17 protein-coding genes and 1 tRNA gene are annotated in these 24,600 nt (G+C 46.8%); 10 read left to right on the forward strand and 8 right to left on the reverse strand.

The features are described from left to right. The first annotated feature begins 107 nt into the window (after positions 1–107). The 8 genes from JIN82_RS03150 (at position 108) to JIN82_RS03185 (ending at position 9,676) form a co-directional block, all read left to right on the forward strand. Positions 108–2,324 carry a TonB-dependent receptor family protein gene (locus tag JIN82_RS03150; RefSeq protein WP_200310188.1) on the forward strand — a complete coding sequence of 739 codons (2,217 nt, stop codon included), beginning with the start codon at positions 108–110 and terminating at the stop codon, positions 2,322–2,324. Positions 2,325–2,429: 105 nt separating this feature from the next. Then, positions 2,430–3,203 (forward strand): DUF3450 family protein, encoded by a 774-nt coding sequence (locus JIN82_RS03155; protein ID WP_200310189.1) that lies wholly within the window; start codon positions 2,430–2,432, stop codon positions 3,201–3,203. Positions 3,204–3,212: 9 nt separating this feature from the next. Next, complete coding sequence (locus JIN82_RS03160; RefSeq protein WP_200310190.1) at positions 3,213–4,577, forward strand: MotA/TolQ/ExbB proton channel family protein; 1,365 nt, start codon at positions 3,213–3,215, stop codon at positions 4,575–4,577. A gap of 14 nt (positions 4,578–4,591) precedes the next feature. Then, a complete protein-coding gene (locus tag JIN82_RS03165; RefSeq protein WP_200310191.1) occupies positions 4,592–5,122 on the forward strand; it encodes a MotA/TolQ/ExbB proton channel family protein in 531 nt (176 codons plus the stop codon). Between the two features lie 2 nt (positions 5,123–5,124). Then, on the forward strand, positions 5,125–5,532 hold the full coding sequence (locus tag JIN82_RS03170; protein WP_200310192.1) for an ExbD/TolR family protein: 408 nt from the start codon (positions 5,125–5,127) through the stop codon (positions 5,530–5,532). Positions 5,533–5,540: 8 nt separating this feature from the next. Beyond that, the gene (locus JIN82_RS03175; protein WP_200310193.1) at positions 5,541–6,230 is read left to right on the forward strand and encodes an energy transducer TonB; all 690 of its coding nucleotides are present in this window, start codon (positions 5,541–5,543) and stop codon (positions 6,228–6,230) included. A gap of 1 nt (position 6,231) precedes the next feature. Next, positions 6,232–7,605, forward strand: a complete 1,374-nt coding sequence (locus tag JIN82_RS03180) for a tetratricopeptide repeat protein (protein WP_200310194.1) — start codon at positions 6,232–6,234, stop codon at positions 7,603–7,605. Positions 7,606–7,909: 304 nt separating this feature from the next. Continuing rightward, positions 7,910–9,676, forward strand: coding sequence for a hypothetical protein (locus JIN82_RS03185; protein ID WP_200310195.1), 1,767 nt, complete (start codon positions 7,910–7,912; stop codon positions 9,674–9,676). Between the two features lie 62 nt (positions 9,677–9,738). Here the strand turns inward: JIN82_RS03185 and JIN82_RS03190 are convergent, their stop codons facing one another. From JIN82_RS03190 to JIN82_RS03210, 5 genes are all read right to left on the reverse strand, one after another. Then, entirely contained in the window at positions 9,739–10,815 is a 1,077-nt protein-coding gene (locus JIN82_RS03190) for a vWA domain-containing protein (protein ID WP_200310196.1), read from the reverse strand. 805 nt (positions 10,816–11,620) lie between these two features. After that, complete coding sequence (tcdA, locus tag JIN82_RS03195; protein WP_200310197.1) at positions 11,621–12,421, reverse strand: tRNA cyclic N6-threonylcarbamoyladenosine(37) synthase TcdA; 801 nt, start codon at positions 12,419–12,421, stop codon at positions 11,621–11,623. Between the two features lie 20 nt (positions 12,422–12,441). Then, positions 12,442–12,978, reverse strand: coding sequence for an NUDIX hydrolase (locus JIN82_RS03200; RefSeq protein ID WP_200310198.1), 537 nt, complete (start codon positions 12,976–12,978; stop codon positions 12,442–12,444). An 81-nt stretch (positions 12,979–13,059) separates the two neighbouring features. Beyond that, positions 13,060–16,515: a YhaN family protein gene (locus JIN82_RS03205; RefSeq protein ID WP_200310199.1), complete on the reverse strand. Its 3,456-nt coding sequence runs from the start codon at positions 16,513–16,515 to the stop codon at positions 13,060–13,062. A gap of 12 nt (positions 16,516–16,527) precedes the next feature. Further along, the gene (locus JIN82_RS03210) at positions 16,528–17,772 is read right to left on the reverse strand and encodes a metallophosphoesterase family protein (protein WP_200310200.1); all 1,245 of its coding nucleotides are present in this window, start codon (positions 17,770–17,772) and stop codon (positions 16,528–16,530) included. Between the two features lie 299 nt (positions 17,773–18,071). Between JIN82_RS03210 and JIN82_RS03215 the strand changes: the two genes are divergently transcribed. After that, positions 18,072–18,788, forward strand: coding sequence for a metallophosphoesterase (locus tag JIN82_RS03215; RefSeq protein WP_200310201.1), 717 nt, complete (start codon positions 18,072–18,074; stop codon positions 18,786–18,788). Positions 18,789–18,908: 120 nt separating this feature from the next. Further along, positions 18,909–19,637, forward strand: coding sequence for a metallophosphoesterase (locus JIN82_RS03220; RefSeq protein WP_200310202.1), 729 nt, complete (start codon positions 18,909–18,911; stop codon positions 19,635–19,637). Between the two features lie 303 nt (positions 19,638–19,940). Here JIN82_RS03220 and JIN82_RS03225 read toward each other — a convergent pair whose 3' ends face one another. The 3 genes from JIN82_RS03225 to JIN82_RS03235 all read right to left on the reverse strand — a co-directional run bounded on the left by JIN82_RS03225 (position 19,941) and on the right by JIN82_RS03235 (position 24,597). Next, positions 19,941–23,228: a DEAD/DEAH box helicase gene (locus JIN82_RS03225; RefSeq protein WP_200310203.1), complete on the reverse strand. Its 3,288-nt coding sequence runs from the start codon at positions 23,226–23,228 to the stop codon at positions 19,941–19,943. A gap of 372 nt (positions 23,229–23,600) precedes the next feature. Further along, positions 23,601–23,674 (reverse strand) — tRNA-Arg (locus tag JIN82_RS03230). Between the two features lie 203 nt (positions 23,675–23,877). Next, positions 23,878–24,597: a hypothetical protein gene (locus tag JIN82_RS03235; RefSeq protein WP_200310204.1), complete on the reverse strand. Its 720-nt coding sequence runs from the start codon at positions 24,595–24,597 to the stop codon at positions 23,878–23,880. Positions 24,598–24,600: the final 3 nt, after the last annotated feature.

The raw sequence follows: 24,600 nt of genomic DNA on the forward strand, positions 1-24,600 counted from the left end.
TTCAGTGTTTACTGTGTGGCATTTTCTGATTTCCTGTCAAAATTACTTGCTATTGAGAATCGATTGCAATAAAACGCCGCCGGCGCAGCCAGCGTCAACATCACCCTATGAAAAAACAAACACTATACTTTGCCGTCTCCATTATGAGTCTAGGTTGCTCAGCTGCATTTGCTGCTGAGGTAGAAGGTCAGGCTGAGCCTGTTGATTCTCTCACTGAGTCATCGATTTTAGAAGAGCTCGCCACTACGACTATTGTTGGTAGTAAAGAAAAAGCCTGGCAATTAGCTGGATCGGCAGCTTACCTGGATACTTCTGATATTCGCGATCAGAGTTATAACAATGTGAACCGCGTGCTGGCTAAAGTTCCTGGTGTATATGTACGCGAGGAAGATGGTTTTGGTAATTTCCCAAATATTTCTATCCGTGGTGTGGATGGAACTCGTAGTTCAAAAGTTACGCTGATGGAAGATGGTGTGATTGCTGCACCAGCTCCTTATTCAGCTCCAGCTGCTTATTATTCTCCAGCGGTAGCTCGTATGGCTGGCCTTGAGGTCCTTAAGGGATCTAGCCAGATCAAATACGGCCCGCACACAACTGGCGGTGTGATTAACTATCTATCAACACCAGTTCCTGAAGAAGAAACATTTTACGCCAAGGCGACTTATGGTTCATGGAATTCCATGTTCTTACACGCTAACTACGGCAATACCGTGCAGACCAAAAATGGTAAAGTGGGCTATCTAGCTGAGCTTCTCTACCAGAGCTCTGACGGTTACGAAAAACTACCTAACGGTGGTGATACAGGTTATCAGCGCATTGAGCCAATGTTCAAAGTGTTCTGGGAGCCAGATTCAGCTGCTTACCAGCGCGTTGAGTTCAAATATGGTTATACTGATTTTGAGCAAGATCAAGGTTACCTTGGGCTAACTGAATACGATGTGCGTAACAACCCACACGACCGTTATGCCGCTACTCAGTTTGATAACATGGATAGCTCGCATCACCGCACAGCGCTGAGCTACACCGTGCACCCACAGGACAATGTCCAGCTGAATGCCACTGCTTATTATAACAAATTTAAGCGTAATTGGTACAAGCTCAACAAGGTGGATGATCAAAGCCTTAACAAGGCCCTGCTTGATCCAGCTAGTGTTTCTATTTTGAAAGGTACATCAACTGGTACTATTGATGTTAAAGGCAATAACCGCTCCTATGATAGTTACGGTGTGCAGTTTGTTGGAGATTTCCAGCTAGAGCACGGTGAAGTACATCACAACATTTCTAGCGGACTTCGTTTCCACTATGACAGTGTGCAGCGCGATCATTATGCTGATGAATACAATTCTTTAGGCAATGGTTACTTCTCTGGCCCTGTTGCTATCGATCCAGGTGATGATGCTAGACGTTTTGATAGCACATTTGCGACTTCATTGTTCTTAGAAGATGATATTAGCTTCGGTGCTTGGACTGTAAAGCCAGGTGTGCGTATCGAGCACATGAACTACGAGTTCCGTGAAGGAGATGGTGCAGAAACTCAGGAAGATTCACTAACGGCGGTGTCTGGTGGCATCGGCGCAACTTATACTCTTGATGACAACAACTTATTCTATGGTGGTATTTACCGTGGTATCTCGACTCCCGGTGCTAAGGCTGCAATTACTTCGTCAGTGGAGAATGAAGAATCCCTCTCGCTGGAGTTAGGTTGGAGAACCAAGCAAAATGGTGTCCTGATTGACCTTGCTGGTTTCTATACTGATTACTCTAACTTGATTGCCCGTGAGAGCATTGGTACAGGTCAAAACGATGATGAAAATGCTGGTGATGCACGCATCTGGGGCATCGAATCTCTGATCAGCTACGACTACGCAGCTGAGAACGGATTTAGCTACAACCTGCCAACATACCTCTCTCTGACTTACTCAAAGGCGACTCTGGAGAATGCGCTAGAAGAAGGCGGTGGCGACGGAATCTGGGCTGGCGGCGAAGATGGCGCCATGATGCCATACGTTCCTGAGTGGAAGCTCGCTGCAGGTGTGGGCTACGCTGCTCATAACTGGGGAGCTAACCTCGATATGACTTACGTTAGTGGTAGCTACGGCACGGCTAAAAACCTCGACGCGCCTGAAGATTCTGCTCGCGAAGGAAAAATCGACGATGCGCTTCTGTTTGATGTTTCAGCATGGTATCAAATCAACGAAAACTGGAGACTCCTCGGTGGCGTCCACAACCTGTTTGACGAGCAGTACATTACCACTCGTCTTCCAGAAGGACCTCGCAGTGGCGCTCCACGTCAGCTCTACGCTGGCTTCGAAGTGACATTCTAATCAAAATCTTTTGTTCATTGTTCATAATACATAATATAAAGAACTGGTAGTCTGTCAGCGAGCGTCCTATAGGGCGTTCGCTGTCAGCACTTAAAAATTAATCCTATGAAGAAGTTAACTGTAATGGTCCTAATGTCTGTGCCAGCTTGCCTGCTAGCCCAGCCAGATGCCGTAGATGAAAACGCCGCTAAAATCAATCCTGTCGAAGATAGAGAGATGATTCGTCAGTGGGTGCAAACTGAACAGTTAGCTTCTGAGGAACTCGCCAGCTGGCAGACGGATAAAGCCAATATGCAAGAGCTGCTCGAGCTCTATCAGGCAGAGCTGAAATTACTCAGCGAGGAGATCGACCAAGCTGGCCAAGCTGCTGCTTTGGTGAACGAAGAAAAACAAGAGCTGGAAGCTGATCTGGCTGAGCATCGTGATAATCGCCGCTATCTAGCTGAAAATTTAGTGCGTTTGCAGCCAAAGTTAGCTAGTGTTGCCGTGCGATTTCCTGAGCCATTGAAGACTGAGCTGGATGCAGATCTAGTGGCTTTAAATGAGCTGAGTGCAATCGACAAACCACGTGAGGTGCTGCAGGCGATGATTGCTGTTATTTCTGGTGCGGCACGTTTTAACCGCAGCATCACCATCGCTGATAGTATCGATACGGTTGATGGAAAAGAGCTCGCTAGCAAGGTGCTCTATCTTGGCCTCGCGCAGGCCTATTATGTTTCTGGAAATGGCAGCAATGCTGGTACGGGGAAACCATCAGCTGATGGCTGGCAGTGGACTGCTAAACCCGAGCTAGCTGGATCTATCCGCCAAGCGATTGCCATCTACGAGCGCGAAGCTCAACCGCAACTTACCGAACTCCCACTCACTATCAGCAAGTAATCTATCGTCATGAAAAAATTGATCACATTGTGGGTTTGTTCAGCTATGGCTGCCACCAGCTTGTTTGCTGAGAATGATTCTATCAAACAAGACCTCAAGCTCGCCATTGAAAAACTCAGCGAGCAACGAGCTGAAATCGCTCAGGAAAAACCGCAGCTAGCAAAGGCATTTGAAAATACCAAAGCTGATTTGCTAGAGCGTCGCCGTCAGGTGCGCCTGGCGCGCATGACGGAAGCTGATAGGGAGTCGCTGCTCAAAGAACTCAAACGCCGCAAGCATACTGAAGGGCAAGATATTCAATACCTATCAGGCCTGACTCGTGACTTTGGCATCAAGTTTGAAAATGCTCTGCTAGCTGGAGAGAAAGAAGCTTATAAGTCGACATTTGACCAACTGCTCGGCGCGAAGTCGCTGTCTACAAAAGATCAACTAACTCAAGGCGTGAAGGTGCTCGAGCTAGGTGTGGATCGACTTGATCAACTGATGGGCGGAGCCGTAGTAGCTGGAAAAGCCAGCGCGGTGAGCGGTGAAGTGAAAACCGGTAACTACTACCTAGCTGGTCCGCTGGCTTGGTTTGTCGCTGATGATAGTTCTCTAGCTGGCTCGGTAGTATACGAAAAAGGCAGTGCCATCCCGATGGTTAGCCAAGGCAATGCTGGTGATGTAAAGTATCTAGCAGCTGGCGGTGAAGCCAAGGTGATGGTTGATGTCACCGGCGGTAAAGCACAGGCTTTAGCTGAGCTCAGCTTCGACCGTTGGTCATTGTTCAAAAAAGGTGGTTTCTGGATTTGGCCAATCATCAGCATCGCTCTGATCTCACTCATCTGCGCCTTGATTAAGGCGACTCAAATTTACCGCGTGAGCACACCAAGTGACGGTTGGCTGGCGCAAATTCTCGAGGCTGTGCGCGAAGGGGAGCTTGAGAATGCGAAGGAGATTTGTGACCGCGCTTACCATCCGGTAGGTGGGTTGATCAAAAAATCTATCGATTTCATAAAAGCTGGCCCAGACGTTGTTGAGGAAGTGGTTTATGAGCAGTTGATAGGTGTGCAGAGCAAACTGCAAACGTGGCTGTCATTCATTGCCATTACCGCAGCTACAGCGCCATTGATCGGTCTGTTGGGGACTGTTTCCGGCATGATCAAAACATTCAACGTCATCACTGTGGTTGGCACGAGTGACCCTCGTCCGCTAGCTGGTGGTATTTCCGAGGCCTTGGTAACGACATTGTTTGGTCTTATCGTCGCGATTCCGGCACTGATTTTACATGCGCTCCTATCTAGACGTTGTCAGGGTATTTCACAGGCAGCGGAGAAGTTAGGGCTTACCTTTGTAAATGGTCTGCGCGGTGGTAGTGAAGAAAAAGCTAACTAATACTTACTGTTGATATGTTTCTAAACGAACTCAAAATCATGCTCGAGCACGGGGGATTTATCCTCTGGGGGCTGATTGCCTTGAGTTTATCTGTCTACATGATGTTAGCGGTGACTTGGCTTGGCTTGATTCGTGTGCGTAGGCAGATCAAAGCGCATCGCCAAGAGCTGGCTGAGGTCGATGATATCAAACAGGTCGAGCGCAAATTTGCCATGTTCGAGCTCGATGAGTTAGCTTGGGTCCAGCGGCGCATTCCATTTATTGCGGTGCTCTCTAGCGTCGCGCCACTACTTGGCTTGCTGGGGACTGTAGCTGGTATGTTAGTCATGTTTTCTGGTTTGGCCACCAGTAGCCAAGCTCAGCCGATAGACAAAATTTCCGCGGGTATTTCACAAGCGCTTGTCACCACGCAAGCAGGTTTGTTGATAGCCATTCCCGCAGCGTTTTTATTAGCGGTTTTGCGTAAAAAAACCTCGGAAACCCATGATTACCTGCAGCAAGGGTTGCACATGGGCTTGGTCGAAATGAAAGTAAAAAATAGTTAGTTATGAGAAGATTTCGCAATTTTAATAGCCAGGACGGCGCGGCCTCTGAGATCAACATCTCACCATTGATTGATGTGGTCTTCATTCTCTTGATTTTCTTCATCGTTACCGCTGTTTTCAACGAGCAGACCGGTGTGGATGTCAATAAACCACGTGCTGCTTCTGCGCAGGACCTCGAAGCACAATCGATTCTCTTTGCTGTCACCGCTAACGGCCAAATCTATCATGGTGGTAGAGTGGTCGGGTTAGATGGTGTGCAGAGCATCGTTTCGGCTCGCCTGCAGGAAGATGAAACCATGCCGGTCATCATTCAAGGTGACGAAGGAGCCAGCCACGGAGCAGTGGTTAAAGTTCTTGATGCTGCAAAGTTAGGTGGCGCCGAGAGTGTTTCTCTAGCAACGGCAAAATAATTACCCATATGGCCATCAGAGCAATTATTTTTGGAGTAGCGATCACAGCCATCCTCATGGGGGTGTTAGTGATGACGCGGCTGATGGTTCACGAGCCCGACGAGAAGGTTTTTGAAATCACTGAGATCTCAGTTGCTTCTGAGCCCGAACCTCCTACTCCTGAGCCAGAGGAAGTTCCGCCAGAAGACGCGCCGCCGCCACCACCGTCGGTAGCTGATTTGCAGATCACGCAAGATGTGGCGCGCCCAGCAATGATGATGTCGGAGCTGAAGTTTGACCCGTCATTGAGTGTCGAAACATTCTTTAGTGATACGCCACCATCACCGATTGCGGTGCCCAAACCTGCACCAAAACCAAAGGCTGTAGCGCCGCCGGCTAAACCCAAAAGTAAGGCTAGCCCAAAGCCGCGCTCAACATATTCCGTTGGTGAGTTAGATTCAGCGCCGCGTTTGTTACATGCGCCATCGATCACGTATCCATCGGCTCTAACTCGCCGAGGTGTACGTAGTGTCAGAGTTACTGTGGAGGTGGAAATTGATACCTCTGGCAGAACTCGTCTGGTTGGCAAAGTCAATTCACCAAACCGTGAACTCATCCCGCAAGCGACACGTATCGCTAACGGTTCACGATTCACTGTACCCACTCATAAAGGAAAGCCGGTCAAAGTGCGCATGCGCTGGCCGATTACGATCAAATAACATGAAAGCCATTTCAAGTTTCCTCAGTCTTATTATTCTCGGCGGTTCATTCAGCTCACTCAGTGCAGCTGATCCACTGCCATTGTCGTCGCATTACTGGAAGGATGATGCCTTTCTCAAAGCCTTCAATGGCTCGTACCGCATCAATGCTCGTGTTGAACCTAACGTCACGGGTGAAGAGCGTGCTCTTTTGGTTTCGATAGAAAAAAACATGGCTGACGGCCAGCGGCAGGCGGCGATTGATAAACTCAAGGCGAGCCCGCTAGCTGGAAATTCTGCTGCCATTCAATTCAACCTCGGTAACCTGTATTTTGAAGAAGGGGAGAACGAGCTGGCGCTGGAAAGTTTTCAGAGCGCGCTGAAAAAGTTACCAACATTTCGCCGTGCTCACCGCAACATTTCCTACGTTTACGCCCGTGAACTGAAGTGGGATGATGCCTTGCCGCACCTGGTGCAAGCTCTTGAGTTAGGTGACCAGAGTGGATCCGTTTATGGTCTGATAGGTTATTGTCGCATGGAAAAAGAGCAATACGCATCGGCTCTGCAGGCATATCGCATGGCGCAGATCACTGAGCCTGATAGCCTCGACTGGAAGGCTGGTGTGGCTCAGTGTTTGCAGTTCCTGAATCAGAATGAAGAGGCCTTAGCCTTGATTGAAGAAGTGATTCAGTCGCGTCCTGATGAAGATAGTTATTACTTGTTGCAGGCTTCTATCCAGCTGGCAATGGGACGTCCAGCTGACGCCAGAGTGAATCTGGAATTGCTGAGACGGTATGAAAAGTTGGACGCTGAGAATCAGCTGTTGTTAGCTAATCTGCACCTGCAACTTGGTCAGCTAGAGCTGGCTAGACCAGTGCTTCAAAATGCACTTAAACAGGAAAAACTACCGGCTCTGGCGACGGCTCTCAATAGCCTTGAGTATGTAGTTTCTCTGCGCGAGTGGCAGCTAGCTAGTGAGTTTTTGGTGGCGGTAAAAAGCACTTGGCCTGAGAGCGAAGACATTCAGCTAGACCGTCGTCAGCGCCGTCTATCAGCTATCATTAGTATCGATTCAGAATCCGCGCCAGCCGATGGTGTGCGCATTCTTGAGCAGTTGATTGCTGAGGATCCACTCGACGGCGAGGCGCTCGTTTTATTAGCAAAATTCCGTATTTCTGAGCAACGCACTGAGGAGGCGGCAATGCTCTTTGAGCAAGCTGCCAAAGTAGCTGAAGTGGAACGTGAGGCCAAGCTAGAGCACGGCAAAATGCTTGTTGCTCTACGTCGATACGTCGATGCTATTCCGCTGCTAGAATCTGCATTGAAATTGCAGCCAGAAGAAAGTTTAGCGACCTATTTATCTGCAGTGAAGAGCTTGGCTGAAGCTAAGCAGTAGTCCAGCTAGTTAGCATTTGTTATTATTTTTATAGCCATTCGCCGAGTCTCATTGAGGCTCGGCGAATTTGTTGTTTATGGCTCACAGCTCGCGATGGTTGATGCCATTCTTGCAGTTGACTATGCGCAAAGGTTTTGATTTTCGGCTAACAAGGCAACTGGTGGTGCTAGCTGATTTGATGCCATTACTTGCGGTAAGTGGATAAGCATGCGGTTGTTTTAATTTTAATAAATTGGCGGTGAATGATTTGCGGGCTTCCTGTCGTATTGCATTTGTGATGGGAATATCGATTCAATTACGATTCATGAAAAAGCTGAATACCTTGCTGACTTTGTGCATGTTAGCTGGATTATTGCTCACTCAAGTGAGCTGCAATAAAGACTGTGGCAACGTGCGTAAGAAGCTACGCGAGCTGGAAGATTCAATGGGCTTAGCTGACCTCAAGCTTGCGGCTGAGAAGCTGGGGCATGCTGGACAGGTTGCGCTGGCAGATGGTGATCTGGTAGTTCAGAATCCAGCCAGTGGTTTCACTTGGCAAGGCAAGGTTGAGCAGGAAGGGAAATACCAACTGTGGGTGACTTATTTTAGTGACCACGCAGAAGCTCATGCGCGACTCAAGTTTAACGGCGAGGAAAAATCCAAGCCAGTCCAGTATCTAGGCGCTGAGACATTCAAGAAGTTCTATCTCACCGATGGTACAGAAATCGAAGCAGACGAGTTAGAGGAGAATCGCGATAAAATCGAAGCTTATTATTTCCGTGAGTACTGGGGTTCGTTTGATCTCACTGATGATGTGGAGTTAGAAATGCTCTATCAATTCCAGCCAGCTGGAAATGCGAGTTTGAAAATCCACGAGATTGAGCTGGTTCGTGAGCGCGATTTTGCTGCTGAGTTAGAGCCGCTGTTTTTTGCTGGCATTGATTTTTATGACTACCAGACTAGCGAGGATGGTTTTGTGCGTAATTACTATAAACACGGCGCCGATCCGGCAACTACATCCTCTGTAGCCACTTGTGGCCAAGGGCTGATGGCTTATAGCATCAACCATCACATTGGTAGAGATCCGCAAGCTGAAGCTAAGGCGCTACGTACACTTAGACTGTTTAATAATAAACATGAGACGATTCATCCGCGCCGCCACCATACTGGCTGGAGGCATCATTTTATTAATATCCGCACGGGGGAAAGTAATTCTGAGTTTTCTACCATCGATACCTGTATCCTCGTGGCGGGTGCATTGATGGCGCGCAATACTTTTGATAGTGACGAGATCCGCGCTGAAGCTGATGAGCTCTGGAGTTCTATCGACTGGACCTCAGCGATTGCCGATTTAGAAAATGAGAGTTTTCACATGACAGGCAAGAGCATCGATGGCGTGAAGGATGAGATCACCATTTTGTTCAGCGAGTACATTATGTTAGCTTGGTTCTGCCAGAAATACGAAGATCAGGTCGCTGAAAATCCGCGGCAGATCATGACGCCATTAGAAGACGTAACAAAGAGTGTCTTCATGGGCCGAGTTGTTCCTTCATGCATCTTTGGTGGCATGCTTCCATCATTCCATGTGCAGTTTCCATTTTACATGACGGACCTTTGTGGTGACGAGTTATTCTTCAGCTATCAAGCAGCGCAAGGGTGGGCTGATAGAATGTGGAGCACTCAGAAATATAAAAACCGCACGGCGTGGGGAGTGTCTCCTGGCTCAACGCCAAAGCGTGGTTATTCGGTGGATGCCTTTTATAATGATAACAAAGAGGATGTGGTCACACCGCGTATCATTGCTGGTTTTATCCCAACTAATCCAGTCGCAGTTGACGATCTGCGTATGATCTTCGCTAACCACCAAAAACAGCAGGTGACTCGCTTTGGGCGTATTCTACCACGTTGGTCGCCAGCGACTCCAGGCTGGCAATCACGCCGCATTGCTGGTGTTGATTATTCATCATGGTTATATGGCATGGCGGCCTATCATCCAGAGGTGGGCTTGGATTTCTTCAAGGAGAAGATGCAGATGACCTTTGAGCATACACCGGGGCAGGTGCGCGCGGTTAGTGGTGAAGAGACAGACTAATATTTCTAAATAACAAAAAAGGCTCACCAGTGATGGTGAGCCTTTTTTTTTAGTGTGTGTATTTATTTTTTCACATCTTCTTTTTTTCCATCAGAGTTGATGAGAGCAAAGGTGCCGCCAGTCTCTTCTGCTAGGACCTTCATTGCTTCGTATGCCTTAGGCTCCATTAGGGCTATGGCATTGATCGTAATTTTCTTCCGGCGAGCTTGTTTTGCGTACTCTTCGGCGACTTCCATCGAGTCTTTGCCCGCGATGCCGTCGGTCATGAAAATAATGGTGTCTGGTTTGGGTTTCATATCAATGGCGACTTCTAGCGGAAGTTTCCAGACAGTGCCGTTAATGAGTTTTTGATCCCTAACCAGGTTGATGCTGTTTTTGATGTTGGAATCTTTAACTGTTAGCCAATCTGCAGTCACTTTTTTGCCGTCGAAGTTCCAGCCGTGCCAACCGCCGCTATTGGTATATTTGTAAGTTTTGCCGCCTTTGCTTTTAACTTCGGCGGTGCGATCACCTGTGCCACAATTGCCGATGACTTCGTCACCAGCGATCCATGTTGGGCCTGCAAAGAAGATCAATTGGTAATTAGTTCCCGGTGCTAGCTCGCTGATAGATCTGCATAGCTCGTCGCGCATGAGTTGTTCGCGTCGGCCTTTCATTGAGCCTGAGTAATCGATAATGTAGACGATATTGCCACCACTTACTTTTTGCCCAAAGAAGGTGGGTCCGCCACCGCCGCCAAAGCTGTCACCGCTGCCCCAGCCACTGCCAAAGTCATCGCCATCACCGTAGTCCTCTGAAAGTTCTACGTTAACTTTCTCTGGTACAGGGACGGCAATGTTCGATACCGTATTGGCTGCGATTACGCGTGCTTGACTAGATGATGGGGAGCTAGGTGTACGCTCAATTTGTCGATTAATTTGACGTTTTTTCATCGTCTCCTCTTGGGCTTCAGGGCTGCCCGTGTAGGATACGATTTGCGTATTATCTTTTTCTACGACTTGGACAAATAGCAGGGTGAGGATGACGGCTGCCAATACGATGGTAAGCAGCGCGATGATTCCGCTGCTGATAGCTGAGTTGCGTTGTTGCTTGTGCAGAGCAGACAATGCTTCGGGTGATAAGGATGCGTGAATAGCCATAATGGTTTGTGTTTCTGGTGAGAGTTTCCAATTATTGAAACGTATAAGTGGCAAATTTCATAGGCGATTTAGGTTTTAATTGGTGAATTTCTTTTTTGCTCTTAAATATTATCTGTTTTGCAGAAATATTTCACATTTCCAATCATTTGTCTAAGAGGTGCCCCTTGTCTAGTGTCGCATTATGTTTGCTTTGGTTTCGCAACTTACAGATTTTTGGAAAACTGCTAACACGCGTCACTTGGGTTTAGTGTCGCTTTTTCTAGGCTATAGTGACCTATTTGTCGTATTTTGCAGGTTTCTCTATCTTTTGTCCGGACGACGCTGACTTTTATTGTATTGTCAGGTGACGCGATTTCACTGCTTGGGGATGACACCTTTTTGGACGCTTTGCTCCATCCTCGAATGATGAATCTAAGCTGATTACTGGGCATTTAAATGGCTGATATAGGGCCGTTTTTTCCATCAATGAGATGGCCAAATAATACCAATCAGATATCCAGGGTGAGTGCAAATGGAGCCGTCGATTAAAAGGGGCTCAAGAAATCGCCATGAAAGATGGCTGCGGTGGAAAATACCGATTTATAAAATGAAACAGCCCGCTTGGCGTTAGTTCAATAGGAAACCCCCATAACCTAGTGAACTGTATTACCAATCGGGCTGCTTTGTATTGTTCCTTTCGGAATAGGCATACAGAATATGGGAATTTACCCTAATCTGCAAGTTCTTTATTTTTGCCCGCTAGGTGTAATACGGGATGCTTAATTCTATCAAAGGGTAGGGGTTATGGAGGGTTTTTGCAGTTAGTTTAAACGGGTTTACTAAAATTTCCGATATTATTTAGGCACCTGGAAACCGCAAATAAACCAAATGTAGCTGTCATATGGGTAATGCTACCGAAGCCGCTAGCGCAGTTCAGGCGCATGCTTTCCTTATTTGGTTTTTGTTTGCTGATGCCGCCGTCACAGGTCGGGTAAACGGGTTGTTCGGTAGAATAGATGGCTTCAATATGGAATTTTTTTGCTCTGCCTTTGACGATTCCTTTAGGAAACCCGTACTGGCTGCGCAATTTTTTACGCACCTGGTTTAGCAGACTGTCACCGGAAGTCCGCGCCAGATCGCCGACGCGAATGGCGCTTGGGTCTCGGCGTCCGCCCGCGCCCCCACAGGTGATCACGGGGATGTTGGCTTTCACACACTCGGCGAGCAGGTGTGCCTTGGGGGGAATGACGTCAATGGCGTCAATCACGTAGTCGATGCCATCATGCAGCAGATTGCTGGAGTTTTTTTCAGAATAGAACCCTTCCACGCAGGTGACCTCGCACTTTGGATTAATAGCCAGAATGCGGTCGCGCATGGCGGTGGTTTTTTGTTTGCCTACTTCGCCATCCATCGCGTGCAGCTGGCGGTTGATGTTGGTGACGCAGATCTCGTCGAGATCGATCATGGTAATGTGGCCAATGCCTGAGCGAGCTAGCGCTTCCACCACCCATGAGCCAACACCGCCGATACCGACAACCAGAACGTGTGCTTGGGAAAAGGATCTCAGCTCATCTTCTCCGTATAGTCGGCCAATGCCTCCGAATCTTTCTAGCCAGATTGGGTCCATATTTTAGTGCTCTTTTTTATTCAGATAATTTCTAGCTGCTTGGCTTGCCAGAGCGCCGCGTGGATTTTGAAATCAATCAATTTTCCAGCGCTTTGCTGGCTGCTCAGCCAGTTGTGCAGCTCGTCGAGAGCAATCACATGCACCACGATGTCCTCGCCGTCAACACCTCCGCCTGCGGAGATTTTTTCTAGCTGAGTGGCCACATACAGGTGGGTGAACTCAGATGTCATTCCCGCGGACGTTGGCGAGCTGATCAGGTGTTTTATTTTGCCAGCCACATAGCCAGTTTCTTCCTCTAGCTCACGCGCGGCGGATTGCTCCAGAGAATCATTGGCGTGCTCTGGGATGTCACCAGTCAGGCCAGCGGGAATCTCAATGACGCGCGCCTGCATAGGCACACGAAACTGCTCAACCAATACGATTTCCTTAGCTGGCGTGATGGCTAGGATGCCAACCGCGCCTTTGGAATTTGGTCGGTCGCTGAATTCCCATGTGTCGCGTTTGTAGAGCCCGAGGTATTTGCCCTCGGCGATAGTTTCGTAATCAGCTGGCTGCATGTCATCGAGATAGCAAATCTAGCTAGCGAATCAATCATTTTGCTCTCTGCTAGCTGATGGGGGAAGTCGGCTATCGTTAGGTCATGCTGGCAGCTGGTGATAGTTGATTTCCGGCGCATGTGCTCTAGCGATTTCGCAGATGTGCTGGTGGTGGGTGAAAATTAATACCTGAGTTTTTTTGCTCAGCTCAGCGAGCACTGGCAATAGCGCCTTGGTTCTATCATCATCAAAGGTGATCAATAAGTCATCTAGGATGAGTGGAATTGGGGTGTGCTTGTCTAGGTGCAAGTCGATGGCAGCTAGCCTCAGCGCGAGGTAGAGTTGATCGGCGGTACCTTCTGATAGACCTGTGGTGTGAATTTCAGTTTGAGCCTCACCTTCTTGTCTAATGGCTACTAACTGTGGGTGGCCTTTTTCGTCTAGCTGGGCGGCCACCCCGCTGTAGCGATGACTCGTTAGGGCGCTAAAGTAGTGTGAGGTTTTTTCCATCATCGGCCCTTGTGACTCTTTGCGATAGGCCTCGACCTGATCTTTGAGGAAATGAATCGCGTATTGCAGACGGATGAATCGCTCACTATCTTTGACTAAAATGGCTAGGGCGTTAGCGGCATCTTGTTTGTGGCCAGCGGCAGCAGCGCTGGCTAGCTCCAGCTGGCTCTGTTGATGTTTCAGCTCGTCGAGATGTTTGAGCGCTGTGTCGCGGATTTCTTGCAGCGGTTGCGCTTCTTTAGTTAGTTTTTCTAGCTTGTCGGCCAGCTGGTCGCGTTCTACTCCGTCCAGTATTTCAATGAAAGCATCTAACTCTAGCCCCTTAGCTAGCTGAGTCAGGGTGTCGCGTTGCGAATTTAGTGACTCAGTTAGTTTCTTTTTATTCTCAATGGCAAGAATAGCGCGCTCCATGTCATCCAGTCCATTTGCCTGAGCTAGCTGGATTTGTTTTTCTAGCTGGCTTTTAAGATCTTTGATTTGCAGCTCGATCTGCGGCAGCTTCTTCTGCTCGGATTCAATGGCCGCAGTGATGGTGTTGGCTTTGGTGTGATCTTGTTGTGTGGTAGTCAACTGCTGTTTAAGCATGGCGACGCTGGTATTGACGTCCGCTTGGTCTGCGATTTGTAGTAATTCAGTAAGCTTTCTAGTCGCAGCTTCGAAGACCTTGATAGCTTCATCTTTGACTGTCAGTTCCTTGATGTTAGCCTGGTGGCGAATCATCTCCTGTTGGGCTGATTTACGTGATTGAATTAAGTCGATGACTTGGTCAGCGGTGATTGCGGAGCTGAAATTGTCGATCGTACACAGTGTTCCCCAGGCCGCTTGGCTTTCCGCTAAGGCTGATTCAGCTGCATCTAACTTTTCATTGCTGAGCTGTCGTTTTAGCTTAGCTTCGGCAAGGGAGTCTTGTGTTGCTTCGACCTTTCCTTGAGCTTGCGTAGCCGCTTTGCATTCTGATTTCAGAGTAGTTAGCAGCGCTGGGAAATGGGTTTCTTTTAGCTGAAGAGTTGATTGCATAGCTGCGACTAGTTCATCGCTGCGACCACGGGTCTTTTCTAACGAGCGGTCGATTTTTTCTAGCGCGCTGATTGTTTCACAAAGTTCGAGCCACTGCGACCGCCAGTGGAGTAGATCGGCAGGGGATAATGTTTTAGCTGGAATGCTCGTGCAGCGAGATTGCCATTGTTGCGCCCATTCGTCTAACTCTAGCTGAGATTCTTGTTTGTAGTTTTGTGAATTTTGTTTCTTCAGTGTGAGCGTCTCTATCTTAGCTAGATGGGTTTGCGCATTGGCGATGTTCTCAGCATTGCTGTGCAATGTGTCGGCAATTTTATCAGCTAGTGTGATTAGCTTGCCTAACTGAGAAAGCGCCTGTTTCTGTTGCTCTGCTTCAAGAGCATGATTGTCACTGAGTTGATCTAGTAGTTTGTCGCGCTCTTGCCGTGCTGATCTTAGGTCGGCGTGACTGTATAGGGCTGCGTTGGCCTTTAGTTGTTCTAACTGCGCCTGCTCACCAGCCAGTTCTTCGTTATAGTCTTCAATCTTTTGTTGGTGAGCATCAATCTTTCCTCGCAGCTCGTTCTCTCGCTCTTGTTCTAGCTGGATGGCATTTTCGCTAGGTACAATCATGCTAGCAATCTCGACATCCTCAATATCTAGCTGGAGTTGTTTTTTAAGGATGTTTTTGCTGTGCCTGAGATCATGGGATTTGTCCTCTAGCTCAGCTTGCTGTGCGAGTTCGTGTTGGTGGCTATTGCAGCGACCTATCAGCTCCTCCATCTCACTGGTGTCAGGGAATGAAGAAAAGTTTTTCAGTTCGCTTTCGTGACGGGCAATACGAGCTTCAGCATCGACCAATTCAGCATCAGCGCTTTGTCTTTGTTGCTCTTGTTTGTTCAGCGTATGTGCGAGCTGTTTGTACTGACTGTGCCGACTTTCCGAAATGGTTGTTAGCTCGTTGATCTGGTCTGCTGAGCTTAGATCGAGTTGATCGGCAAAAAGCTCTAAACTCGCTTGAGCTGATTCTATGTCTAACCTTAGGTGTTCGACGATTTCTATGTTAGCGCGATAGGTTTCCAAGCCACTGCCTAAGGATTCTATCTTGGCTTGTTGCTCGAGCACCTCACTTGCTTTGGGGATACTGCTTAACTCATTTTGCCGTGTAGCTATGTTCTGTTGGAGGATTTGCAATTGGCGAGCAAGGTCTCTGTAGCTGGCTAGTGTGCGGCGGAAGCGGTCGACGAAGTCCGAGCTAACTTCTGGTGCTTCATTCTCAACTAGATCACGGCTTAGTTGTATGAATTTATCATAACTTGGCAGCGCACTTGATAGGGAATTGAGTTTGACGATTTCTAATCGGTTAGCATTGAATTCCTTGTCAGCTAGATCAAATGCCGCTTGAGCTGCCTTGATCTCTTTGATTAGCGAGTTCCATGCAGTTACTTTGGTTGCTGTGGATTTGGCTAACTTTTCACCCTCTTTGTATGCTTTGAGTGCTGGTAGGATGGTTTTGTTTTTTGCCGCGGTGCCTTTAAATAGTAACTCAGCTTCCGATTCTAACTTTTGAATAGCGCTGTCAATAGGTGTGCCGCCGAGGCTAGCTGAAAATAGCTGCGTGCCTAGGTCACCTTTTCCTGCAAGAAGAGCGTCAGCTCCGTTGCGCAATGACTGGGTATCCAAGCCGAACATGCTGTCGAAAAACTCGCCATTAACGCTGCCTAGAAAAATGCCTAGTTCCTTATCATCAATGCTGTTGCCCTGATGATCTAGCAGGGTATTTTTGTTACCCTTCTTGCGCAGGAAGCTTAGTGACGCTGCGGTATTTGAAATGGTTCCGCCAATGCGGAGTTTTGGGTTAGGGTGAATGAAATTGTCTTTGGTCTGGCTGGGGATGCCGAAGAACATTTGGTGGATGCCCCGTAAAAGCGAGCTCTTGCCAGCTTCATTTGCCCCATAGATGAGGTGAATGTCGTAGCCGGAATTTCCAAATTCTTGATTGAATTCGGTGAATGGGCCAAAGGCGGGAATGTTGATGGAGTCGAAACGCATGGCTTATAGTAGTTAGTGTGCGCTGCTAGAAATGCTCTGCAGGACGATGGCGGTGACGTCTTCTTTGAGTTGCTCGTCTTCGTCGTCAAGGGTGAGTAGCTCTTTGAGCTCTTGGTTATTAACCCCGGCGAGCTTGCTGCTGAGCTGGGCTACAGGGCTAGGAACCTTGCTTGGGCTGAATTCGCCTAGCGCATCGAGAACGAGTTTAGTGAGTTCGTCTCGTTCGGCGAGCTCTTGCGGGTCGTAGGTGGGTTTTGTTTTTAAACGTAGTCGTTCTAGCCAGATGTTAGCTCCGTCGATTTCCTCTGCGATACTTTGGCATTCTGCGAACCACTGCGCTTGCTCTGCGTGTAGTTGGTCGTGTAGATGGGTATCGCCGAAAAGAGTGATTCTAATGGCTAGCAGACGTCCCTGAGCTGACTGCAATGCGGAGCTTATATTTCGGCTAATGAGTTCTCTAAGATCATCATCTTCCTCGGCAGTCGTGAGGTTGATTTCTAGATGCTGCCAGCGGATCTGGTCGGTAGTTAGAAAGTCTAGCTTGTCAATTTCTAGCCCGTCATTGACTTCAATGAGGTAGCATCCGCGCTCGCCACATTCACGAATATGACGACCTTGCGGGTTTCCAGCATAGACAACGTGTGGATTTTTTGAAACCACTTCATGTTTATGAATGTGGCCTAAAGCCCAATAATCATACCCCTTGCTAGCTAGGTCATCGAGTGAACATGGAGTATAGGGGTCATGGTCGATGTTTCCAGTTAGGCTAGTGTGCAGCATGCCGATGTTAAAATGATCGGCAAGGGCTTCAGGGTAGGTGATTGCTAGGTTTTCAGGGACACTTTGTGTGGCAAAACCTTGCCCGTGGATGGCCACTGATAGATCTTGTATAATGATGGACTCAGGTTTTTTGCTAGATAGAGTGGTGACGTTAGCTGGAGGTTTGAGGCTTTTTGTTATTTTCGATGCCGCGTCGTGGTTGCCTGTGATGAGGTAGACGGAAATGTTTGCCTCTTTGAGTTTGTTCATTTGCTGATTGAAAAACAAACCCGTGCTGAAGTCTGGCCAATCACCGTCGTAGAGGTCGCCTGCGATGAGTAGAAAGTGTACTTGGTTATCAATTGCCAGCTCAACAATGCTTTCTAACGCGCGTCGGCTGGCTCCTCTGATCTGATCAATAGGGGCATCTGCGTGGCTGTTGAGACCTCGTAATGGGCTATCTAGGTGAATGTCGGCAGTGTGAATGAAACGAAACATGGCAGGCTGGATGAGGGCTTTGTTATTTAGTAGCTCAGGAATTGTTGGAGTTAGTTATAGTCATAGTACTAGCTGATGACTGCTCCTAGCCTCCAGATGACCTGTGATCTGGTGCCACTGAAGCTGAGGCAATTTGCTAAATGAATAAAGCGGTAAAATCTTCCTAGCGGAAAAAGGTGAATCATTCGACTGATACGAAGTTATTTATGTTTTATCCAGCTGCACTACGAGTGTATTGCCAATATATAAAGTGATGAATTGTTATTGCTGGCTGAAATGGCTAAGTTAGCCACAAGCAAATGCATATTGAAGCGACAAACCTATACATCTGCGGGGACTATCATGGGCAGAAGGAGCAACTTAAAAAGCAATTGGTCAGCATCCCAGCGGGTTCAGCGGTCGTTTTCCTTGGCGATTACCCCATACACCATGCTGGTCAGCTAGCTACATTAAGTATTCTGCTAGGGAACTTCGAGTTGCAGGCTTATCTGATACGCGGGAATCATGATAACCCTCAGTTTTGGCGAGATAATAGAGAAGATGTTAATCAAAAGTTTGCAAATCTAACGTTGCTAGCTGACGTAGATTCTCTGCAGTGGCAGGGTCTCAACGTACTCTGCATCGGTGGAGCTATTTCGGCTGATCGGCTAGGTGATAGAATGGATCAAGTTGATTGCTGGTCAACTGATGAGCAGGTTCCAATGGATGTGGCTGTGAGCACTCAGGCGCTGGTCGATGAATTCGGTAGCTTCGACATCATGCTCAGTCATACATGCACAAATGAGGGCGAGCCTGTTTGTGCTGAGAAAATTGCCTTTGTGAGTCGTTTTTTGCCCATAGATGAGAAGCTCGAGAATGATCTGAAAAATGAAGCATTGCGCCTGAGTAAAGCATTTCAAGTTTCTGGCGCACCACGCTCCATCTTTGGCCACTATCATTACTCTAGCGACGTCGACTTTTCTGGTGCCAATTTTCGAGCGTTAGACATCTGTGAGATTATGAAAATTGAAGCTTAGGTTTTGGATGCCACATAGTCATCGTAGTACAGGTCTTCAAGCTGACATAGATGTTTGCTGTGTATTTGTTAAACTCAATGTTGCTATTTGCTAGGTTTTACTGCTAGAATTTCTGGATTGATGAAGATTGAAAATTCAAACCTATACGTATGTGGTGACTATCACGAGCAAGGGCGCCGCTTGAAGATTATGTTGGCACTTCTGCAGCCAAATTCTGCAGTGGTCTTTTTGGGTGATTACCCAGCGCAATTCATGAGCCAATTTGGCGACCTAAATAACCTACTCATTCAGTACCGCCTCCACGCATACCTATTGCGCGGCAATCATGATAATCCAGTATTTTGGCGTGCTGAACGAGAGCACGTGAATCAGAGGTACTCGAATCTGACCTTGCTAGCTGAAGTTGATAGCCTGCAGTGGCGAGATGTAAATATTCTCTGTGTTAGTGGCGCCATTTCTGTAGACCGAACGAGTAAGAGAACTGATGTTGGGTTTTGTTGGCCCAACACCGAAGCTGTGCCTGCAGATGCTGTTGAGCAAACACACAAGTTAGTCGGTGAGTTAGGTACTTTTAATATTATGCTCAGCCATAGTTCTACTATTGAAGGTGTGCCTGAAAGCTGCGAGGATAGTAGTTTTGTTAAGCGATTTTTGCCAGACGATCCCAATCTAATGGCTGATTTGAAAAGCGAGAATCAGCGCTTGAGCGAAACATTTATCACATCGGGCGCGAACTGTTCTATTTATGGCCATTACCACCGTGCCTTCAGCAATCAGGTAGATAGTATAGAATACCAATGCCTCAACATCTGCGAAGTGCTTGAGCTAAAATGTGCAGCCATGACCTGAAGGGTGTTAGGTTTAAGGGCGGGATACTTTTTTACTGTATGAGGTCATATTGACTAATGAAATATAGAAGAGGGGCAGGTTAGTATGCTTGGTGGATAAGGCGTAGCATCGGGCAAGCGTTACAATGAACTCTGTAGTTTGACATAGAGCATAGGTCATTATGAACTATTAGTTAGTGCTCGAAAGGTAAAGGGCGGTATATCTTTTAGGAGTGGCTTTTAAAAATAGTGCCCTCCTGTGTGTGCGATGGGGGGATGGGATATCTGGATTAGGTAAACATCCGCTTAATTGTATCTGAGGGTTCTATACGATGGATGTCTCGTTAGCATTAAGACTGTGGACTTTCTGATGTAGTTGATTGAAGTGTTTCATTTTTGACCATATCTCAGAGTTTCCGACAACAAAGAGGTGTTTCTTAGCTCTTGTTACCGCTACATTAAGTAGGTTTGGCTTGCTTGCAGCCCAATTGGCTCCACCTATTGAAGAATCGTCACACCCAAGAACTAGTATGACTGTATCGTTTTCCTTGCCTTGAAAGGTATGTACCGTGCCAATATTTTTGTTGAGAAAGTTATTCAATGCAGCGCGCCTGCCTCCGAATCCTATCTGTAAGAGACTGTCATCTTGTTTAAGCTTGGCGATCAGTTCGGCTTTAACTGCTTTGAAAGGAGTGATTATATAGAAGCTATTCAAACTAACACCTTTGCTGGTCGCCTTAATCAGTAGATCGAGGACGTCTCCAGCTAAACTATCCGTAAATTGCTTGAAGGTACATTTTCCATTAGAATTTATCCAGTTGTTTGGTCCGAGTGCGGTGTGTTTTTTTTGCTTGATTGCATCTTCATTTGGGCTGCCGTGAATCATTCTGTTTGAGTATGCAATTTGATTTGAAATACTAAACATTGGCTCTATGCAGCGCCTATGAACTCTCAGGGGGACGCCTAGCCATGTTTCATTTAATTTACCTCCATGTGGGTTAATACGATCTGCTAGCTGCTGAACAGAAACAGAGGAAGGGCTCCAATGGCCTCCTTCCTTGCCAAGTTTCGAAGACATCAAGTAATTTACAAGATCTGGAGGAGATGTGAAAACTGGTTCAATTTGCAGGGGGTCTCCTACAACGATAGTGCGTTTCGAGCGCATGATTCCGCCTATTGCGGCTTGTGGTACAGCTTGTCCAGCTTCGTCTATCATTAGCCATCCTAGAGTATTTATCGGTACATCGGAAAACATAGAGCCCATAGCGGCAAAGGTTGTTGATACTACGGGGACCATCATAAAAAGGGTTTGCCATGAGCTAACAGAGGACGCTGTTTTTTTGCCTTGTAGAAGGTTTGGTATTCCATATATCTGCGCTCTGAAGGCGTTGTCATCAGATGCCTCTATAAGCCAAGCTTCGTGTAGTTGCATTGCTGCAATGAAGACCTTAGATCTGATATTGTTAATTTGTTCTCCTTGCCAAAAAGCATTACGCTGGACGTCAGCATCACCAATTGATTGTGTGTAATCAGGTTTTGATAATGCTTCGAACTGTATGCTTTGTTTAGAAAGCTTGGCTAGCTTTGTTTCATGCTCTGTAATTATATTATCGAGCTCGTCAGAGAAGCCTAATTGCTCAATTTGTAGAGATTTTAAGGATGTGTGGCGGGTGTGAATTATTCTATTTGTTTCTGAAAGTTCACGTTTTATCTTCTCTATAGCTTCAAGAATGGTCTTGAGATTTTTGGTGTAGATTTTATTGCTCTTAAAATTCAAAATGCGAGCAATCACGTTGGGTTGATCTAAACGTGCCTTTTCTAACGATGTTTCTTCGATTGATAACTTAAGTTCTAGATTTGCCTGGGTAAACTTAAGTTCGCCTAACTTATAGTGTAGATTTTCTTCAGCTGATTTTGCTAGGTCTATTTTCTCTGATATTTCATTTTTGATGTTCTGATATTTCTTTGGGTCGCAGCTCTTTAGCAGTGCTTCAAATTCTTGAATTTGAGCGTTTGCTTGTTTAAAATCTTTGATCCTAGCGTTGAAGTTATCTTTTGCTTCTTTGAAAGTAGGTCCTTTGTAGAGTTTTCGAAATTGCCAGAAGTTCAAAAAGTCATTTGGTTTATTACGCGCTTCTGGAGGGTTACGCCCCCAGTGGTTTTCGAAGAATAACCGCGATGTGAAAGTGCTGCGATTTCTCTTTGCTCCTAATATCGCCGAGATCATACCCCAAGATTGTTCGGGGATATTGTTTATTGGTTGAAGCTTTTTAGATTTATCCTTTTTAGCTGCAATTTGATTTGCTACGGGCTGAAGGTAGCTGCAATCAGCGTAGTTTTCGTCGATGGATTTATTCTGGGGGAGTTCTTTGGATATATTTTCCACAGCCGCGTTATTCGACGAGGCGACTACCATTTCAAAACCTGTAAGAGCGTCGATCAAAGATCCGTCCTTGTTAAGGCCTGCTTGGGCGTTATCGAGACGTGATAATTCTTTAGCCCTGCCTACCAGGTTTTGGGCAATGATATCACGTAATAGAGTAGTTTTGCCGGTGCCAGGGGGGCCATTGACCGATAGGATGCCTTCTTCTTTCAGGTCCTCAAAGGCCGTATTAACAGCAAACTGCTGCATCAATGACATATTGTGAACGGGAGGAGAGGGCCATCTTCCTTCTGGTGTAAGTGAGGGGTGGAGTTGTTCTGCTATTTTCGGTAGAGCTTCTTGGGAATACAAATCGATGTCATGTGCTGCGGGTAAGCCTAAATATCTAAGTAGTCCTTTGCCTGCAGTTCCTGAGCTGATTGTTTTTATCGCGATTTCTAAGTCTCTTATGTAAAAGCTATTCAATATGGGGAGTTGATTCGAAGCGTTTTCATCTTCAGAAGTTTCATCTTCAGAAGTTTCATCTTTTTTAGCTGGTATCCTTATTTCACGTGAATGAATTTGGAAAATATATTTAGGTGCCGATCCTGAGTTAGCAATTTGACTCTGGGTTAAACCAGCCCACTTGTACAGAGTCACGCAAATTTGATTTATTGCGTGCGAGTCAAGGCATTGTATTTTTGAATCGTGGCTGCAGGCAGGTAGAATTGAAAAGATTTGATAGATGGATTCCTTAAGGTTTTGGCTGTCTTCTGATAAAGTGCCAAATGACATTTCATCTAGCTGGCCGTTGATTAGCATTCCAATAGCCCAAGGGAGTGAGCTTACTGATAGACTCTCAGGCTGGGGGGTGCCGAACTCATCAATCTCTAATTTAGCAAAGCAGCTAAGGCCATTAATCTCTAGACGTTGTTCTAATTCTGTTGCTGAAATGCTGCCAGATGTTATCGATGCTGTATGCTGCTTAATCACATCTGAGATGACTGCTGTATCAAACAAGCCTAAATGTAGAGTATAGACAGTTTTAGTACTGCAGGATTTATCTTTTTTTAGTAATTTCGCGTTAAGCCATGGTAGAATGGAATTTCCATATTTGAAGAACTCTTCAGTGGAGATCTTAGTCGAACTGTTGTCTTGTGTGCTATCTTCGGGTAATGAGTAAGTTTGGAAAAACTCTACTCGATGCCATGCCTTAAGTATCTGCGTGGCTTTGATTTGTTGCTGCGTCATCGATATCTAAAGTTGATAGATTTGGGTCGTTAGATATCTTCTGATTATTTTTTTTGTCAACGATATAGGATGTGTTGGAGGAGTATTTTTTAACTTTCTTGTTATATATATAGAAAGGTGTTAGTTTGGTTGGGTGGGTTGAAAGGTCTCGTGTTACAAAGGGTGACATATTGCCATATCTGTATGTCTTCTATTTGACGGTTGGCATAGGTAGCTATTTATTGCACGTATCTCGTGGTAATTACGCGTACGCCCTATAGGTCACATGTGAGAGGGGTGAATAACAACGAGTTGACCCGAAATAAGTACTTGTGGGCCACTTTGGCACAGCTGGATGACCCCGACCTCTCTGTATATCAAGGGAAATAAGAGCACGCCCAACAGGATTCGAACCTGTGACCTACGGATTAGAAATCCGGTGCTCTATCCAGCTGAGCTATGGGCGCATTTTAAAACTGTGTGGTAGCCATTGTTTGGGACTTCATGAAGTCTGAATTGCAAGGCGCGGAATTCATAGTTCATGTAGGGGCTGGCTGGCAAGCGAATATTTAATGAATATGAGGTAAAATGAGTGGTCGTTTTTATTGTAGGCAAAAAGAGAGCCTCTGGTGAGAGGCTCTCTTTGTTAGTTTTGAGTGATTTATCAGAATTAATCAGCAATGTACCAACGACCTTGGTTGTCGTCGGTAAATTTGTTGCCGTCGACTGTATAAATAAGGTCGAAGGCTAGGGTGGCTCCTTTTGGAATGACGATTTGTTTGTCAGGGAGCGACCATGATTTTTTATCTTTTGTCTGTGTGGTCTGGCTCAGGGCGGTTTGGTGGCGTGGCTCAGCTGGGTGCGATGGCGAGTGCCAACGGATGCTGAGTGTGTCGACTGCCGAGCTGGTATCGACGGCAATATCTAGCCAGTCGCAGGGTGATTTCTTTGTAGAAACCACGATGGCTTTCTCAATCGTTAGGTCGTGAAGTCCAAATCTTAGGCGGAAGTTTTTGTCTAGATTGCTGTCCCAGTGGGTATCGCCATCGGGGTGTTCACAGGAGAACCATGCTTCGATTTCTTCGCATCCCTCTGGGATTGAGAAGGTGGTTTCTAGCATGACACCTTTATGCGCTGAGGCGTCTACTAGCTGGCCGAGCGGAGCTTCGGCTGGCAATGTCATCTCGCCGTGCCATTCCTGTCCGCTAGGGTGAAAGACAAGGTGAGCATTGATTTTATGTTGGGTGCCTCGGTGATCGGATGTTAGTAGGCGCAGCGGGTCGTATCTAAGTTTGCACGGCCCGTAGACGAGGTCGCCTTGGACGAGTTCGTGGAAGTCGGAGGTGAAAGTAATTTGTGGCGTTGCGCCTTGGTTGAGTCTAGTTTTCATGGT

It is taken from the genome of Persicirhabdus sediminis, assembly GCF_016595495.1.
In the GTDB taxonomy this organism is placed as follows: Bacteria; Verrucomicrobiota; Verrucomicrobiia; order Verrucomicrobiales; family Akkermansiaceae; genus Persicirhabdus; species Persicirhabdus sediminis.